At 65.4% G+C, this 14507-nt stretch carries 13 protein-coding genes and 1 tRNA gene; 6 read left to right on the top strand and 8 right to left on the bottom strand.

The genetic code is table 11. The features are described 5' to 3' along the window. Positions 1-9: 9 nt before the first annotated feature. The 3 genes from O6X71_RS02025 to O6X71_RS02015 form a co-directional block, all read right to left on the bottom strand. Entirely contained in the window at positions 10-654 is a 645-nt protein-coding gene (locus O6X71_RS02025; RefSeq protein ID WP_056058093.1) for an XrtA/PEP-CTERM system exopolysaccharide export protein, read from the bottom strand. 140 nt (positions 655-794) lie between these two features. Then, a complete protein-coding gene (locus O6X71_RS02020; RefSeq protein ID WP_353464220.1) occupies positions 795-2069 on the bottom strand; it encodes a pyridoxal-dependent decarboxylase, exosortase A system-associated in 1275 nt (424 codons plus the stop codon). Further along, the gene (locus O6X71_RS02015; protein ID WP_353464219.1) at positions 2066-3703 is read right to left on the bottom strand and encodes an acyl-CoA ligase (AMP-forming), exosortase A system-associated; all 1638 of its coding nucleotides are present in this window, start codon (positions 3701-3703) and stop codon (positions 2066-2068) included. Before O6X71_RS02015 ends, O6X71_RS02020 begins: the two co-directional genes overlap by 4 nt. 93 nt (positions 3704-3796) lie before the next feature. On the opposite strand from O6X71_RS02015, the gene O6X71_RS02010 reads away from it, so the two are divergent. Genes O6X71_RS02010 through O6X71_RS02000 form a run of 3 tightly spaced genes read left to right on the top strand, consistent with a single transcriptional unit; the run spans position 3797 to position 5546 of the window. Next, complete coding sequence (locus tag O6X71_RS02010; RefSeq protein ID WP_183128688.1) at positions 3797-4075, top strand: acyl carrier protein; 279 nt, start codon at positions 3797-3799, stop codon at positions 4073-4075. A gap of 29 nt (positions 4076-4104) precedes the next feature. Beyond that, the gene (locus tag O6X71_RS02005) at positions 4105-4782 is read left to right on the top strand and encodes a hypothetical protein (protein WP_353464218.1); all 678 of its coding nucleotides are present in this window, start codon (positions 4105-4107) and stop codon (positions 4780-4782) included. Next, entirely contained in the window at positions 4770-5546 is a 777-nt protein-coding gene (locus O6X71_RS02000) for a hydrolase 1, exosortase A system-associated (protein WP_353464217.1), read from the top strand. Before O6X71_RS02005 ends, O6X71_RS02000 begins: the two co-directional genes overlap by 13 nt. Before the next feature lie 109 nt (positions 5547-5655). Here the strand turns inward: O6X71_RS02000 and trxB are convergent, their stop codons facing one another. Then, positions 5656-6624 (bottom strand): thioredoxin-disulfide reductase, encoded by a 969-nt coding sequence (gene trxB / locus O6X71_RS01995; protein ID WP_056058078.1) that lies wholly within the window; start codon positions 6622-6624, stop codon positions 5656-5658. Positions 6625-6750: 126 nt separating this feature from the next. Between trxB and O6X71_RS01990 the strand changes: the two genes are divergently transcribed. From O6X71_RS01990 to fdhD, 3 genes are read left to right on the top strand one after another with little or no spacing between them, the layout of a single operon-like run. Then, entirely contained in the window at positions 6751-9039 is a 2289-nt protein-coding gene (locus O6X71_RS01990) for an FdhF/YdeP family oxidoreductase (RefSeq protein ID WP_353464216.1), read from the top strand. Next, on the top strand, positions 9006-9551 hold the full coding sequence (gene mobA, locus O6X71_RS01985; RefSeq protein ID WP_353465039.1) for a molybdenum cofactor guanylyltransferase: 546 nt from the start codon (positions 9006-9008) through the stop codon (positions 9549-9551). Before O6X71_RS01990 ends, mobA begins: the two co-directional genes overlap by 34 nt. Continuing rightward, positions 9548-10339: a formate dehydrogenase accessory sulfurtransferase FdhD gene (gene fdhD / locus O6X71_RS01980; protein WP_353464215.1), complete on the top strand. Its 792-nt coding sequence runs from the start codon at positions 9548-9550 to the stop codon at positions 10337-10339. Before mobA ends, fdhD begins: the two co-directional genes overlap by 4 nt. 33 nt (positions 10340-10372) lie before the next feature. On the opposite strand, the gene O6X71_RS01975 is transcribed toward fdhD, so the two are convergent. The 4 genes from O6X71_RS01975 to O6X71_RS01960 all read right to left on the bottom strand — a co-directional run bounded on the left by O6X71_RS01975 (position 10373) and on the right by O6X71_RS01960 (position 14363). Continuing rightward, positions 10373-11161 carry a formate/nitrite transporter family protein gene (locus O6X71_RS01975; RefSeq protein ID WP_353464214.1) on the bottom strand — a complete coding sequence of 263 codons (789 nt, stop codon included), beginning with the start codon at positions 11159-11161 and terminating at the stop codon, positions 10373-10375. After that, positions 11158-13530 carry an FdhF/YdeP family oxidoreductase gene (locus O6X71_RS01970; RefSeq protein WP_353464213.1) on the bottom strand — a complete coding sequence of 791 codons (2373 nt, stop codon included), beginning with the start codon at positions 13528-13530 and terminating at the stop codon, positions 11158-11160. The genes O6X71_RS01975 and O6X71_RS01970 overlap by 4 nt, the downstream gene beginning before the upstream one ends. Before the next feature lie 180 nt (positions 13531-13710). Beyond that, positions 13711-13787, bottom strand: a tRNA-Met gene (locus O6X71_RS01965). 66 nt (positions 13788-13853) lie between these two features. Further along, complete coding sequence (locus O6X71_RS01960; RefSeq protein WP_353464212.1) at positions 13854-14363, bottom strand: 2'-5' RNA ligase family protein; 510 nt, start codon at positions 14361-14363, stop codon at positions 13854-13856. Positions 14364-14507 lie beyond the last annotated feature (144 nt).

Here is a 14507-nt window from a genome sequence, read left to right as displayed (position 1 = left end):
CCGATCGCCTCAGAACATCGATTCGGGGATGATGATCACGTCGCCCGGCGCGAGCCGGACGTTGGCCGACGAATCGCCCTTCTTGAGCAGGTTGTTGATCTGCAACCCGAACTCGGTCTGCTTGCCGGTCGCGCGATCGTAGCGCACCAGCCGTGCCTTGTTGCCCGCCGCATATTGGCTGAGCCCGCCGACCGCGATCATCGCATCGAGCAACGTCATGTTGGCGCGGTACGGGATCGACGCGGGCTTCTCGGTCGCGCCGACGATGCGAACCTGCTGACTGTACGTGCCGCTGAAATTCTCGACGATCACCGAAACGATCGGGTCCTTGATATAGGCCCCCAGCGCCTTCTTGATGTCGTCGCTGAGCATCGCGGGCGTCTTGCCGACCGCGGGCAGGTCGTTGATCAACGGCGTCGTGATCCGGCCGTCGGGACGCACCTGGACCTTCGACGACAGCTCTGGATTGCGCCAGACGAAGATGTTGAGCTGATCGAGCGGGCCGATCACATATTCCTCGCCCGGCAATTCCTGCTTCGCGACGAACGAGGCGGGCGGCAGTGCGGGCGGCGTGCTGCCGGTCGTGCACGCGCCGAGCGTGGTCGCGGCGAGGCCTAGGGTCAGCAGGGATTTCGATACAGATCCGGAACGCATGGGTAACTTTCTCCTGGCGCCGCACCGTCCATCGGTTGCCCGACGGGCGGCTAACTCAGCCTTCGCTATGCAAGTAACAGGTGAAGATAGCGTTAGGAGCGCCCCGTAACCATGCCCCGCCAAGGCACTGCAACTGCGCCTTATATACCAGTAACGATCTCGGACGCTGGTGGATGCCCGAGAAACGCGCTCGGGCTGGCGCTCGCCCCGTAGGCGCCGGCCATGAAGATCGCGATCAGGTCGCCGACATGGACGGGCGGGAGCGCAATCTTGTCACCTAGGCGGTCGAGCGGGGTACAGAGCGGACCGACGACGGAGACGGTTGCGGTCGCGGTCGCGGTCGCGGTCGCGGTCGCGGTCGCGGTCGCGGTCGCGGTCGCGGGGTGGCCCATCCGCGCGGCGACTGCAATCGGGTAGTTGCGGCGGACGACGGTGCCGAAATTGCCGCTGGCGGCGAACTGGTGGTTGAGGCCGCCGTCGACGACGACGAAGGTCTCGCCCTGGCTTCGCTTTATGTCGATGACGCGGGTAAGGTAGACGCCCGCTTCGGCCACGAGCCAGCGGCCGAGTTCAATCGCGAATCGGGTTTTGGCGAGGATCGCGGGGCGGGATGCGAGTGCTTCGGCTAGCGCGTCGCCGACCCGTTCGACGTCGAGCGGCATGTCGCCGTTGAAATAGGGCACGCCGAAACCGCCGCCGAGATTGACGAGCGGGGGGGCGACGCTCGCCTCCTCTGCCAACCGTGCCGCGAGTGCGATCGTCGCGGCCTGCGTCTCGATGATCGCACCGGCATCGAGCGCCTGGCTGCCTGCGTAGATATGGAACCCGCGCCAGTCCGCGCCCGCTGCGACGATCGCCTTTACGAGCGCGGCGGCGCGCACCGCATCGACCCCGAACGGCGACGCGCGACCGCCCATCCGCATGCCCGAGCCGCGGAGTTCGATGTCGGGGTTTACGCGGACCGCCATGTGCGGTGTTTGTCCGAGCCGCTCACCGATCGCGAACGCCCGTGCCGCCTCGCCTTCCGATTCGACGTTGAGCGTGGCGCCGGCGGTAATCGCCGCCGCGAGTTCGTCGTCGCGCTTGCCTGGCCCGGCGAAACTGATCGAGGCGGCCGGTTTGACGATCATGGCTTTCGCGAGTTCGCCCGAGGAAGCGACGTCGAGCCCGTCTACCAGCGGCGCGATGGCGGTCAGCATCTCGGCGTACGGATTGGCCTTGATGGCGTAATGGAGGTCGATCGCCGGCATCGCTGCTCTGAAGCGTGCGATGCGGGCAGCGACGATCGCCATGTCGTAGACGAACAGCGGCGTGTCGCCGGCCTCTACAGCCCAACCATCGGCAGTCCGACCGCCGATCGTTAGCGCGCCCGACTGCGCAACAAACTCAGGAGGAAGAGCACCCATCGGTTTCATGACGCGCTCCCTTCCATGTTCCCCCGCGAAGGCGGGGGCCCAGACTGGACTGCCGCCTTTGCGGGAGAACAAGCTTTTACCTCCAACGCGATAGCAGACCTGTCCAGCTTGCCATTGGCATTACGCGGTAATTCATCCCGCCAGAGATACGCACCCGGCTGCATGAAGCTCGGTAGAGCGGTCCGCAATCGCCCCCGCAACGCCGGCTCCTCACCCGCATCCCCGGCCAGCATCACGACGATCGCCTGCCCCAGGCGCTCGTCCGGCACACCGACCGCGACCGCCTCGCGCGCTTCGCCGCCTGCCAGCACCGCCTCCTCGACTTCCAGCGGGCTGATCCGGTTGCCTGCGCTCTTGATCATCTCATCGTCGCGGCCGACGAATCGCAGCAAGCCGTCCTCGCCCTCGACGACGGTATCCCCCGACCAGACCGTCATGCCATTACCATCGGGCGCCGGCCGGAACCGCTGCGCCGTCCGCTTCGCATCCTGCCAATAGCCTTGGGCGACGAGCGGCCCCGAATGCACTAGTTCCCCCGCCTCCCCCGGCGCAGCACGCGTGCCGTCGGGTTTCACCACCGAAACCTCGGCAAACGGGATCGCCCGCCCCATCGCGTCGGGGTGCGTATCGATCAGCGCCGGGTCGAGATAGGTCGACCGGAACGCCTCGGTCAGCCCGTACATCGCGTACACATCCGCCGCCGGGAACCGCTCACGCAGGCCCCGCACGAGTCGCGGCGTCAGTGCGCCGCCCGAGTTGGTCAGGCGTTTCAACCGAGCGGCGGTTTCCACTGACCACTCTGCTTCCAGTAGCTGAACCCACAAGGGCGGCACACCTGCTAGCGTCGTAGCCCCGACCCGTTCGACTGCCTTCACCACGTCGCGTGCTACTAGATAGTCGAGCGGCGCTACCGACGCGCCGGCTGCCCATGTGGAGAATAGCTGGTTCTGGCCGTAGTCGAACGATAAGGGGAGTACGCCGAGTACGCGGTCTTCAGGCTTCAGCTTCAGATAGTGCGCGACGGAGATCGCTCCGAGCCACAGGTTGGCGTGGCTTAGCATCACGCCTTTCGGGCGACCGGTGGAGCCGGACGTGTAGAGGATCGCGGCCAGAGTATCGGGGTCGGCGTCGGATGGAGCCATCATTCCGCTCCCCTGCGGAGGCGGGGGGCCAGAGTTACAAAGTGCAACGTTTGGGATTCCTGGCCCCCCGCGTTCGCGAGGGAACGAGAGTAGCTCCGTCTCGTCCACGGTCGCGCAGCCATCCGGCACGTCGCCATCGTCTAGCGTCCCGGCCCGCGCGCTCTGGGTTACCAGTAGGCGAGCGTCGCTATCTGCGAGGATATGCGCGACCTGCGCTCGCCGGAGCAGTGGGTTGACCGGGACATGCACCAGCCCTGCCCGCGCCGTCGCGAGCGGCATCATGCAGGCGACGCGCGTCTTCGGCAGCCACGTCGCGACGCGGTCACCCGCCGATAGCCCTCGGGCTGCGAGCCACCCCGCCAATGCACTGACCCCTGCCTCAAGCTCGGCAAACGTCATCGCGCCCGCCTTGTCGACCAGAGCAACGGCATCCGGCGCACCACGCAGCGCGATGTGGTCGATAGGGTACGGCTTGGGGTCTAGCGGGATCATGCGCCCCTAATAGCGCCAAGCCCCGTTAGCGCGAACCCGTTGCCGAATTCACCCCCACACGCTAGCGGGGCCGGGTTCCTAACCGTTCAGGCGATGCTCGTGATCTTCGAAGGCACTTCCCAAGTCGAAACGACGGTACGCGCCGTCCTCGCCGATATCCTCGGCCTCAGCGCCGACCGCGTCGCCGCGTTCACGCCCGACACACCGCTGTTCGGCGCGTTGCCCGAACTCGATTCGATGGCGGTGGCGAGCGTACTGACCGAACTCGAGGACCGGCTCGGCATCCTCATCGAGGACGACGAGATCGACGGCGAGATGCTCGAGACGTTCGGCGCACTCGTCCAGTTTGCCGCGAGCAAGGCACTGGTCTAGCTTTAACGGGGGGTCTAGCCTCACCCGGGATGACCGCCCTGCGCTTCGATACCTATGACTGGAGCGGCGGCCGCGAAGCAATGCTGCGGTTGGGCCCCGATGCCGGCCCGATCGTCATCGCCACCCTTCCGCTGTTCGAGGAAGCAAACCGGACGCGCCAGTTCCTCGTCACAATTTTACGCGCACTCGCCGTTCTTGGGATCGGCAGCGTGCTCCCCGATCTCCCCGGTACCGGCGAGAGCATCGTCGTCACCGGCGAAGCACGACTCCGCGACCAGCGGACAGCCTATACCGATCTTGCTCAGCGACTTGGCCGGAGCACTTACGGCATTTCGATAAGAAGCGGCGCGCTCTTCGATACCGACGCGGCCCTCGCCGGACGATGGCAGCTATCCGCGCAAACCGGCGAAGACCTGTTGCGTGAACTGGACCGCACGCGCGCGACCTCCCGCTCCGCTCGCGCTAGCGAAACCGACTATGCAGGCAACACGCTGTCCCGCGAAATGTTGGCCGACCTCCGCGACGCCACACCCTATGCTGGAGATGGCCGCCTGCGCGTTGTCAGGCTCGAATCCGATCCGCGCGACGCAGACGTGAAATATGCGGCATCGCCCCTGTGGCGCCGGTCAGAGCCGGACAATGATATCGTATTGACTCAGATACTTGCCGGCGACATCTCGAACTGGATCGCATCATGCGAACGCTGATCGCGTTCGCTTGCGAACGCGAAAGCCTTGCTGCGACGCTGGACGAGGCAGACGGGTCTACAGGACTGCTCATCGTGTCCGGCGGCAATGAAATCCGCAACGGTGCACATCGCGGGATGGCGATGCTGGCGCATCGACTGGCCGCCGCTGGCATACCCGTGTTCCGTTACGACCGCCGCGGCGTGGGAGACTCGACGGGCGACAATAAGGGCTTCCTTAGCGCCGAACCTGACCTGATCGCAGCCGCCGACGCGTTCCGCCGCGCGGCACCGGGGGTCAGCCGGTTGGTCGGCTTCGGCAATTGCGACGCGGCCAGCACGCTTGCGCTGTTCGGACGATCGGCGGGGATCGACCGCATCATCGTCGCCAATCCCTGGGTCGTGCAACCGATCGACGACCTGCCCCCCGCCGCCGCGATACGGGCCCGCTATCACAGCGCACTACGCGACCCCGCAACCTGGGGACGCGCGCTGAAAGGAAAGGTAAGCTTTATCAAGGTTATCAGAGGCTTGAAAAGGGTTATGACCGCCAAGACTGAAGAGCGTGCTTCACTAACGACCAACGTCTTGGCCGCACTTGACGGCTGGCAGGACGACGCCACCATCGTCCTTGCGACGGGCGACGCGACCGCGATCGCCTTTGCCGGACGGTATCGCGGTGGCGTGAAAGTGAAGCGGTTCGCCACGGCATCCCACAGCTTTGCCGGGGCGGAGAACGCCGCAGCGCTCCACGCCGCGATCGTTGACGGGATGGCGCAGGAGTAGCTGCTCTGGTCCTGATGAACGCAGGACCAGAGCGATAACCGCTATCGTTTGGAAACCTGGATCCTGACTTTCGTCAGGATGACGATGACGATGACGAAGGACGCGGGCGTTATTCCGCGGCTTCGGCCAGCTCGGCAAACTCGGCCGCCGCGAGGAAGCGCTCGGCGTCCAGCGCCGCCATGCAGCCCGTCCCCGCCGCCGTCACCGCCTGCCGGTACACCTTGTCGGCGACATCGCCGCACGCGAACACACCCTCGACACTAGTCCGGGTCGACCCGGTCTCGACCGAGATATACCCGTCCGAATCCAGATCGATATGGCCGCGGAACAGCTCGGTCGCCGGATGATGCCCGATCGCCACGAAGCCGCCATCGACCGCGAGTCGTGAGCGCTCGCCCGTCACCGTGTCCTCGAGCTCAAGCGCGACCAGCCCTGCGTTGCCGCCGCCGTCGACGAACTCGCGAACCTCCTTGTTCCAGAGCACCGTCACGCCCTTGTGCGCGAACAGGCGTTCCTGGAGGATCTTCTCCGACCGCAGCGAATCGCGGCGGTGGATCAGAGTCACGTCGGGCGAGTGGTTGGTGAGGTACAGCGCCTCCTCGACCGCGGTGTTGCCACCGCCGATCACCGCCACCTTCTTGCCGCGGTAGAAGAACCCGTCGCACGTCGCGCAGGCGCTGACGCCCTTGCCCTTCATCGGCTCCTCGCTGTCGATCCCGAGCCATTTCGCCTGCGCGCCGGTCGCGATAACCAGCGTGTCGCCCTCATACACGTCGCCGCTGTCGCCGATCAGGCGGAACGGGCGGCTGGTGAGGTCGACCTGCGTGACGGTGTCCCACATCATCCGCGTGCCGACGTGCTCGGCCTGCGCTTGCATCTGCTCCATCAGCCACGGGCCCTGGATCACGTCCTTGAAGCCGGGATAATTCTCGACATCGGTTGTCGTGGTCAGCTGGCCACCGGGCTGGATGCCCTGCACGACGATCGGCGCCATTCCGGCACGCGCGCCATAGATCGCGGCGGAGAGCCCGGCTGGGCCCGAGCCGAGGATAAGCATGCGGGTCGTGTGCGTCGTCATCAGAGTTCCTTGGAGATTCGGGATTGCATCTAGGGGATGCGCGGCCGGATTTGAACCGCCGGTAAATCTGCGGTGCCTGCATCGAAAGCTTTGCCACTGCGTTGGACGATAAAAGCGGAGATGAGCATGAGCGACGACCGGACCGTAGAGATCGAGGATTACACCGCACCAGCAGGCGGCTGGGGCTCGATGAAGTCGCTCGTCGAAATCTCCGCGCGCGAGAAGGTCGGTCCGGAAGTGCTCCGCGAACTCGCACGCCAGAACAAGCCGGATGGCTTTGCGTGCGTGAGCTGCGCGTGGGGCAAGCCGGCGCATCCGCACGTCGCGGAGTTCTGCGAGAACGGGGCGAAGGCGACGGCCTGGGAGCTGACCTCGTTCCGCGTCACGCCTGCGTTCTTCGAGCAGCATACGGTCAGCGAGCTGATCGGCTGGAAGGATTTCGACCTCGAACAGGCCGGGCGCTTGACGCATCCGCTGAAGTACGATGCCGCGACCGACAAGTATGCCGCGTGCAGCTGGGACGAGGCGTTTGCCGGCATCGGCGCCAAGCTGAAGACCTATGATCCGACAAAGGTCATCTTCTACGCGTCGGGCCGCGCCAGCCTCGAGACGTCGTACATGTATAGCCTGCTCGCGCGGATGTATGGCAGCCAGAACCTGCCCGACAGCTCGAACATGTGCCACGAGACGACCTCGGTCGGGCTGAAGTCGGCGATCGGTTCGGCGGTCGGCACGATCCACCTGTCGGACTATGAGAAGTGCGACGCGATCTTCTACTTCGGGCAGAACCCCGGCGTGAACAGCCCGCGGTTCCTGCATCCGCTGCGCGATTGTGCGAAGCGTGGCGTCGAGATCGTCGTGTTCAATCCGCTCAAGGAACGCGGGCTGGAGAAATTCCAGGATCCGCAGAACCCGATCGAGATGGTGACGGGCAAGTCGACGCCGATCGCCTCACAATATCATCAACTCAAGACCGGCGGAGACGTCGGTGCGATCATGGGGATGTGCAAATACCTGATCGAGGCCGACGACAACGCCAAGCGGATCAACGGCCTGCCGGTGCTCGACCACGCGTTCCTTGCCGAGCACACGACCGGGTTCGAGGCGTTCGCCGATGTCGCGCGCGCGACCGAGTGGGCGACGATCGAGCATGAGAGCGGCCTGCCCCGCACCGAGATCGAGGCGGCGGCGAAGGTCTATGCCAAGTCGAAGGCGGTTATCGCGGTGTACGGCATGGGGCTGACGCAGCATGTCGGCGGGATCGACAACGTCCACATGGTCGTCAATTTGATGCTGCTGCGTGGGAATATCGGCAAGCCAGGTGCGGGCATGGGTCCGGTTCGTGGTCACTCGAACGTGCAGGGCCAGCGCACCGTCGGCATCACCGAGAAGCCCGAACTCGCCCCGCTCGACAAGCTTGCCGAGCAATATGGCTTCGAGCCGCCGCGCGAGAAGGGTTGGGATACGGTCGAGGCGTGCGAAGCGGTGCTCGACGGCAGCGCACAGGCGTTCGTCGGGCTTGGCGGCAATTTCGTGCGCGCGATCCCGGATCATGCGCGGATGGAGCCGAAGTGGCGCGCGCTCGACCTGACGGTGCATATCGCGACCAAACTCAACCGCTCGCACCTGCTGCCCGGTGAAACGTCGTACCTGCTCCCCTGCCTCGGCCGGATCGAGACCGACATGCAGGGCACGGGGCCGCAGAGCGTGTCGATCGAGGATTCGTTCAGCCAGATCTACGGGTCGAAGGGCAAGGCGACGCCGGCGTCCGAGACGTTGCTGTCCGAGCCTGCGATCGTCGCGGGGATCGCCAAAGCGACGCTCGCGCCCAATCCGAAGCTCGATTGGGATGCGTGGGTGCGCGATTATGCCCGCGTTCGCGATGCGATCGAGGTGACGTATCCGGACCTGTTCAAGGATTTCAACGCCCAGATGTTTACGCCTGGCGGTTTCTGGAAGGGCGTGCCGGCAGCGCACCGCGAGTGGAAGACGAAGAGCGGCAAGGCGGAGATCAACGTTCCACAGGCACTGAACGTCACCGGGTTCGAGGAGGCGGAGGGCCGTTTCCGGCTGATGACGCTGCGGTCGAACGACCAGTTCAACACGACCGTCTATGGCTATCACGACCGCTTCCGCGGCGTGAAGGGCACGCGCGACATCGTGTTCATGAACCGCAGCGACATGATCCGGATGGGGATCACCGATGGCGACGACGTCGATCTGGTCGGCGATGCGGGTGGCAATTCGGCTCGCCGCCTGAACAAGCTCCGCGTGGTCGAATATGCGATCCCCGAGGGCTGCCTCGGCGCGTATTACCCCGAGTGTAATTTGCTCATACCGGTTGCTCACCATGCCCGCGAAAGCCATGTTCCGGCGGCGAAATCCGTGCCGGTGCGGATCGAGAAGACGCGCTGACCGAGCAGCGTATTCTCGGCGTCGTACTGGCGGGCGGGCGGTCGTCTCGCTTCGGGTCCGACAAGGCGATGGCGGTGTTGGACGGGCGTGGGTTGGCTGAGCATGCGCGAGCGCTGCTATTGCCTCATGTCGAGACCGCGGTGATTGCAGGGCGCGATGGGGCGATCCCCGACCTGCCGAGGGCCGATATCGGTCCATTGGGGGGCATCGCTGGCGCGCTCGGTTATGCGGCTTCGAACGGGTTCACGTCCGTGCTGACGATCGCGTGCGACATGCCGTGGTTGCCGGACGGGTTACTCAGAGCGCTGTCCCGTCATTTCTCCGCCTATTGCCCCGACGCCCCGGTGCTCGGGCATTGGGAGACAGGTTTGCTCGGCAAACTGCTTTCCCATATCGAAACCGTGCCTCGCCGATCGGTGCGCGGTTGGGCGGAGGCGATCGGGGCTATCCCGATCCGGGCGGGTGCGCCTATCCCGAACGTCAACACGCCGCAGGACCTCGATACCTTATGAGCACGTCGCGCAACGAAGCGATCAAGATCCTGCGGCCTGATTCGCTTACCGCGGGCGAGCGCGCCATCGCGATCGAAGTGCCCGTCGCGATCGAGATCGACGGGCTCGGCTATGCGGTGATGATGATGACGCCCGCCGACCTAGCCGAATTCACGACCGGCTTTCTGCTGACCGAGCGGCTCGCGGACAGCGCGGACGACGTGCGCGACATCGATATCTTCGAGGCGGAGGCAGGCTGGATCGTTCGCGTCGGACTGTCGGATCAGTGCAAGGGCCGTATCCACGACCGCGTCCGCCACCGGACCAGCGACACGAGTTGTGGGCTGTGCGGGATCTCCGGGCTCGAACAGCTCCGCAAACCGGTCCCGAGGACGCCGCCAAAGCCCGACACGCCTGTCGACGCGCTGTTTGCCGCTCTTGGTGGCCTGCGCGCTCACCAGCCTCTTAACGCGGCTACGGGCGCGATCCATGCCGCCGCCGCCTGCGACCGCGAGGGTCGGATCGTTGGGGCGTATGAGGACGTCGGCCGTCACAATGCGCTGGACAAGCTCGTCGGCGGCATCGCGATCACGGGGCAGCCGATCGACGGCTTCATCCTCGTCACGTCGCGGATCAGTTTCGAGATGGTCGACAAGGCGCTGATCGCCGGGGCGCCGATGCTGGTGGGGATCTCCGCGCCGACCAGCCTGGCGATCGATCATGCGCGCGAGCACGGCCTGACGCTGCTAGCGCTCGCCCGCAGCGACGCGATCCTGGTCGTCAACGATCCTTGGGACGTGTTCGCGTAGCAGCAGGCCCGCCGCTGCTACACGAGACCGCGATTACTTGGCGGCCTGTACCGCGTCCGTCTTCGACGCGACAAGATAGCCGCCGACGACGAAGACCAAGGCACCGATCGTGTTGCCGACGGTGACGATCGCAAGATTGCGGATCATGCCGGCGAGGTCGATCGACGAGTTGGGCACTAGCAGGCCGAGCGTCAGCGCGGTCATGTTGGCGACCGAATGCTCGAACCCGGCGGCGACGAAGGCGAGCAGGATCCAGGCCATCGCGATGCACTTGGCGGTGTCGCCGGTCATCCGCGCCGCGGTCCAGATCGCGAGGCAGACGAGCCAGTTGCACAGGATCGCGCGGGCCATCAGCGCGGTCGCGTCGACCGACACCTTGTGCAGGACGTAGCCGTGGAACATCGTATCGGCGTTGGCGAAGATCGCGCCGCCGCCGCCTGCCGCGAACACCACCGACAGCACGACGCCGCCCACAAGGTTGCCGATCCACACGACGACGGCGAGCTTGAGCGCATCTCCGATCGTGATCGTCCGGCGTGCAAGGCCGAAGCCGAGATACATCACGTAGCCTGTAAACAGCTCGGCGCCGGCAAAGACGGTCAAAATGAGCCCAAGCCCGAAGGTCGCGCCCATCACCAAGGGTCGCACGCCGGGTTCGAGGCCCGCCCCCGTGCTGAGCGCCAGGATCATCGCGATGCCAATGTACGTGCCCGCAAGGATCGCCCCAGCGAAGAACCCGACGGGAGAGCGCCGCAGTGCCTCCGCCTTGGTCGCCGCGAGGGTCGCGTAGGTGTCAATCGTCGACGAATAGCCGGCGCTCATGCGTGTACTTTACTCTCGTGCCCGACGATCCCCGCGCGCGCCACGCCGCGATCCGAACCCATGTCGGCAGCGGCGGGACGGACGGTCACCGGGATGGATTTGTAGGAAGGGGTGAAGCTCTGCGGATCGTGATCCTCGAGCGCGATCAACGGCTGCGTCTCGGGGTAATAGGAGGCGACGCAGCCGTCGGGCAGCGCATAGCGGACCAGCATCAGCTTCTGCACGACGCGGTCGGGGCGCGCGAACTGGAGCGCGGTGGCGATATCGACGACGTCGCCTTCCTTATGCCCAAGCCGCGCCATATCGCGCTCGTTCATGAACAGGATATCGCGGCGCCCGAATACGCCGCGATACCGATCGTCGAGGCTGTAGACGGTGGTGTTGTACTGGTCGTGCGCGCGCAGCGTGGTGAGCCGAAGCACGGTTGGATCGCCCGCGCTTTCGTCCTCCTCGACGCCCTTTGCGACGATGAAGTTTGCCTTGCCGCTGTCCGTCTTCCACTCGCGCATCGCTGCCGAGTTCGGCAGGTGGAAGCCGCCTGGCTTGCGGATACGTGCGTTGTAGTCGGCGAACGCGGGGAACACCGCCTCGATCTTGTCGCGGATCAGGCTGTAGTCGCCGACATACGCATCCCAGTCGATCTCGACCGGCGCGCGGCCCTTGGCGGCGAAGGTCGCCTTTGCGATCTCGCCGACGATCCAGATCTCCGACTTCACGTTGTCGCCCGGCGGCATCAGGAAGCCGCGCGAGGCGTGGACCATCGACATCGAATCCTCGACCGTCACCGATTGCTGGCCGGTCGCCTGCATGTCGAGTTCGGTCCGACCCAGGCACGGCAACACATACGTCGCCTTCGCCATCAGCAACTGCGTACGATTGAGCTTGGTGGTGATGTGGACCGCGAGGTCGAGGTTGCGGAAGCCCTCCGCACACGCCTGCGGATCGGACGAGGCGATGGCGAGGTTGCCGCCGAGGCAGACGATCGCTTTGGCATGGCCGTCGCGCATCGACGCGATGCTCTCGACCACCGAATGACCGTGATCGCGCGGCGGCTCGAACCCGAACACGTCGCGCATCGCGTCGAGCAGCACCGGCATCGGTCGCTCGGTGATGCCGACGGTACGATCGCCCTGCACGTTGCTGTGGCCCCGCAGCGGACAGATGCCCGCCCCTGGTCGGCCCATGTTTCCACGCAGGAGAAGCAGATTGGCGATCTGCTGGACGTTGGTCGTGCCGGTGCGGTGCTGCGTGACGCCCATGCCGTAGCAGCAGATCGTCGACTTCGACTTCGAATAGGCGAGCGCGACTTCCTCGAGATCACTGCGGGAGAGGCCGCTGGAGCGCTCGATATCCGCCCATTCGGTGGTGGCGAGATCGGCGATATAGTCGTCGAGTCCCGCGGTATGCTCGGCGATGAACGCGTGATCGAGCGCGGGCTCGCCGCCCGAAACCTTGGCCGCCTCGTCGAGCGCGACCAGCGCCTTGGCGATACCCTTCAGCGCCGCCGCGTCGCCGCCGACCTTCACCTGGTAATAGCTGCTCGCGATCGGGGTGGCCGACATCGTCGCCATCTCGACCACCGACTGCGGCGATTCGAAGCGTTCGAGCGAGCGCTCCTTGAGCGGGTTGAAGACGATGATCTTGCCGCCGCGCTTCGACACTTCGCGCAACGTCGCCATCATCCGCGGATGGTTGGTGCCGGGGTTGTGCCCGATCGACAGGATCAGGTCGGCGTGGTCGAAATCCTCGAGGCTGACGGTGCCCTTGCCGATGCCGATCGACTTCGGGAGCCCGACCGAGGTCGCCTCGTGGCACATGTTCGAGCAGTCGGGAAAGTTGTTGGTGCCGTACAGCCGCACGAACAGCTGGAACAGGAACGCCGCCTCGTTCGAGCAGCGCCCCGAGGTGTAGAACTCGGCCTGGTTGGGATCGGGGACGGCGGCGAGGCCCGCGCCGATCTCGCGCATGGCGTCCGCCCAGCTCACGACCTCATAGTGATCGGTGGCGGCGTTGTAGCGGAGCGGCTCGGTGACGCGGCCCTGGTCCTCGATCCAGTGATCGCTCTGCTTCCAGATGTCGGACACGCTGTGCGTGGCGAAGAAGTCGGCGCCGATCGTCTTGGCGGTGGATTCCCACGCGACCGCCTTCGCGCCGTTCTCGCAGAATTCGAACGAGGACGTGTGCTTCGGGTCGGGCCATGCGCAGCTCGGGCAATCGAAGCCGTCGGGCTGGTTCGACTTGAGCAGCGTCTGGCCGCCGCGCACGACGATCTGCTGCGCCTTGAGCGACACGGCAACCGCCTTCAGCGCGCCCCAACCACCAGCCGGACCCGTATAATCGGCGATCCCATCAGGGCGTTTGTCGCGCATGCTCGTCTCTCCCGTAAGGCCGGACCGACGCGAACACCGAATACGCAGCGCGACGCCCGACCATTAACTCAAGGCAATAGAACGGCATTTTGCGATTGCGAAGACGAGTTTCCCGCACTTGGTGATCGCTTGCGTATGTCGCAGGAGCTGGACCGTGAGCGCCGCGCGCCAGGTCCGAAATGGTAGCGAAGGAGGGACTTGAACCCCCGACCCCAGGATTATGATTCCCGTGCTCTAACCAACTGAGCTACTTCGCCGTACCGTCCGTCAGGGAAGCGTTCTTCCCTGCGAGGCGCGGCCTATAGGAAGCGGTTTCGAGGCGGTCAAGCAAACATGTGCCGGGAAATCGCTTCCCATGGTCCGCCGCGATACCACCACGCGCCCAGACCGGCGATTTCGACGTCCTTCGGCGCGAAATCGCGCTGCAGATTGCCGAGCAGAAGCTTGGCGACCTGCGGGCTGACCTTGTTCTGGATCGTGACGTGAGGCCGCCAGCCGCCGGCGTCCTGTGGCGTCAGCATGCCAGTGAACGCATCGGCGAGGCGCGCGCGGATGCCGACGAGCTCGGGGGACTCGATCCGGTAGGCCACACCCCGTCCCAGCGACATCAGGCCGCCCACGCGCGCCTGCGGGGCACGTATGCCGCGCGTTTCCTGGTTGAGGCGGTGCTTGAGTTCGTCGAGCCCCGAGGGCGGCAGGTGGTGGAACAGTGTCAGGTGCGCGTCGAGCTGGTTCCGCTCCGGCGGAAAATGCTCGCGGCGCATGGCATCGAAGAACGCGGTGTCCTGGCGACCGAACAGGGCCGTGACGATGATCGGGGCTACTTCGGTCATGCTGCCCGCATCTTCTTCGTCATCCCCGCGGAGGCGGGGACCCATATCCTCGAACGATGGCGATCACGCAGCGAGGCTTGCCAGTATGGGTTTCCGCCTGCGCGGGAATGACGAACGCGTGACCGAGACAAATCACGGGTGAAA

This window comes from Sphingomonas faeni (assembly GCF_040407505.1).
In the GTDB taxonomy this organism is placed as follows: Bacteria; Pseudomonadota; Alphaproteobacteria; order Sphingomonadales; family Sphingomonadaceae; genus Sphingomonas; species Sphingomonas faeni_E.
The sequence above is the reverse complement of the archived record's forward strand: the minus strand, read 5'-3'. Positions and strand labels throughout refer to the sequence as shown.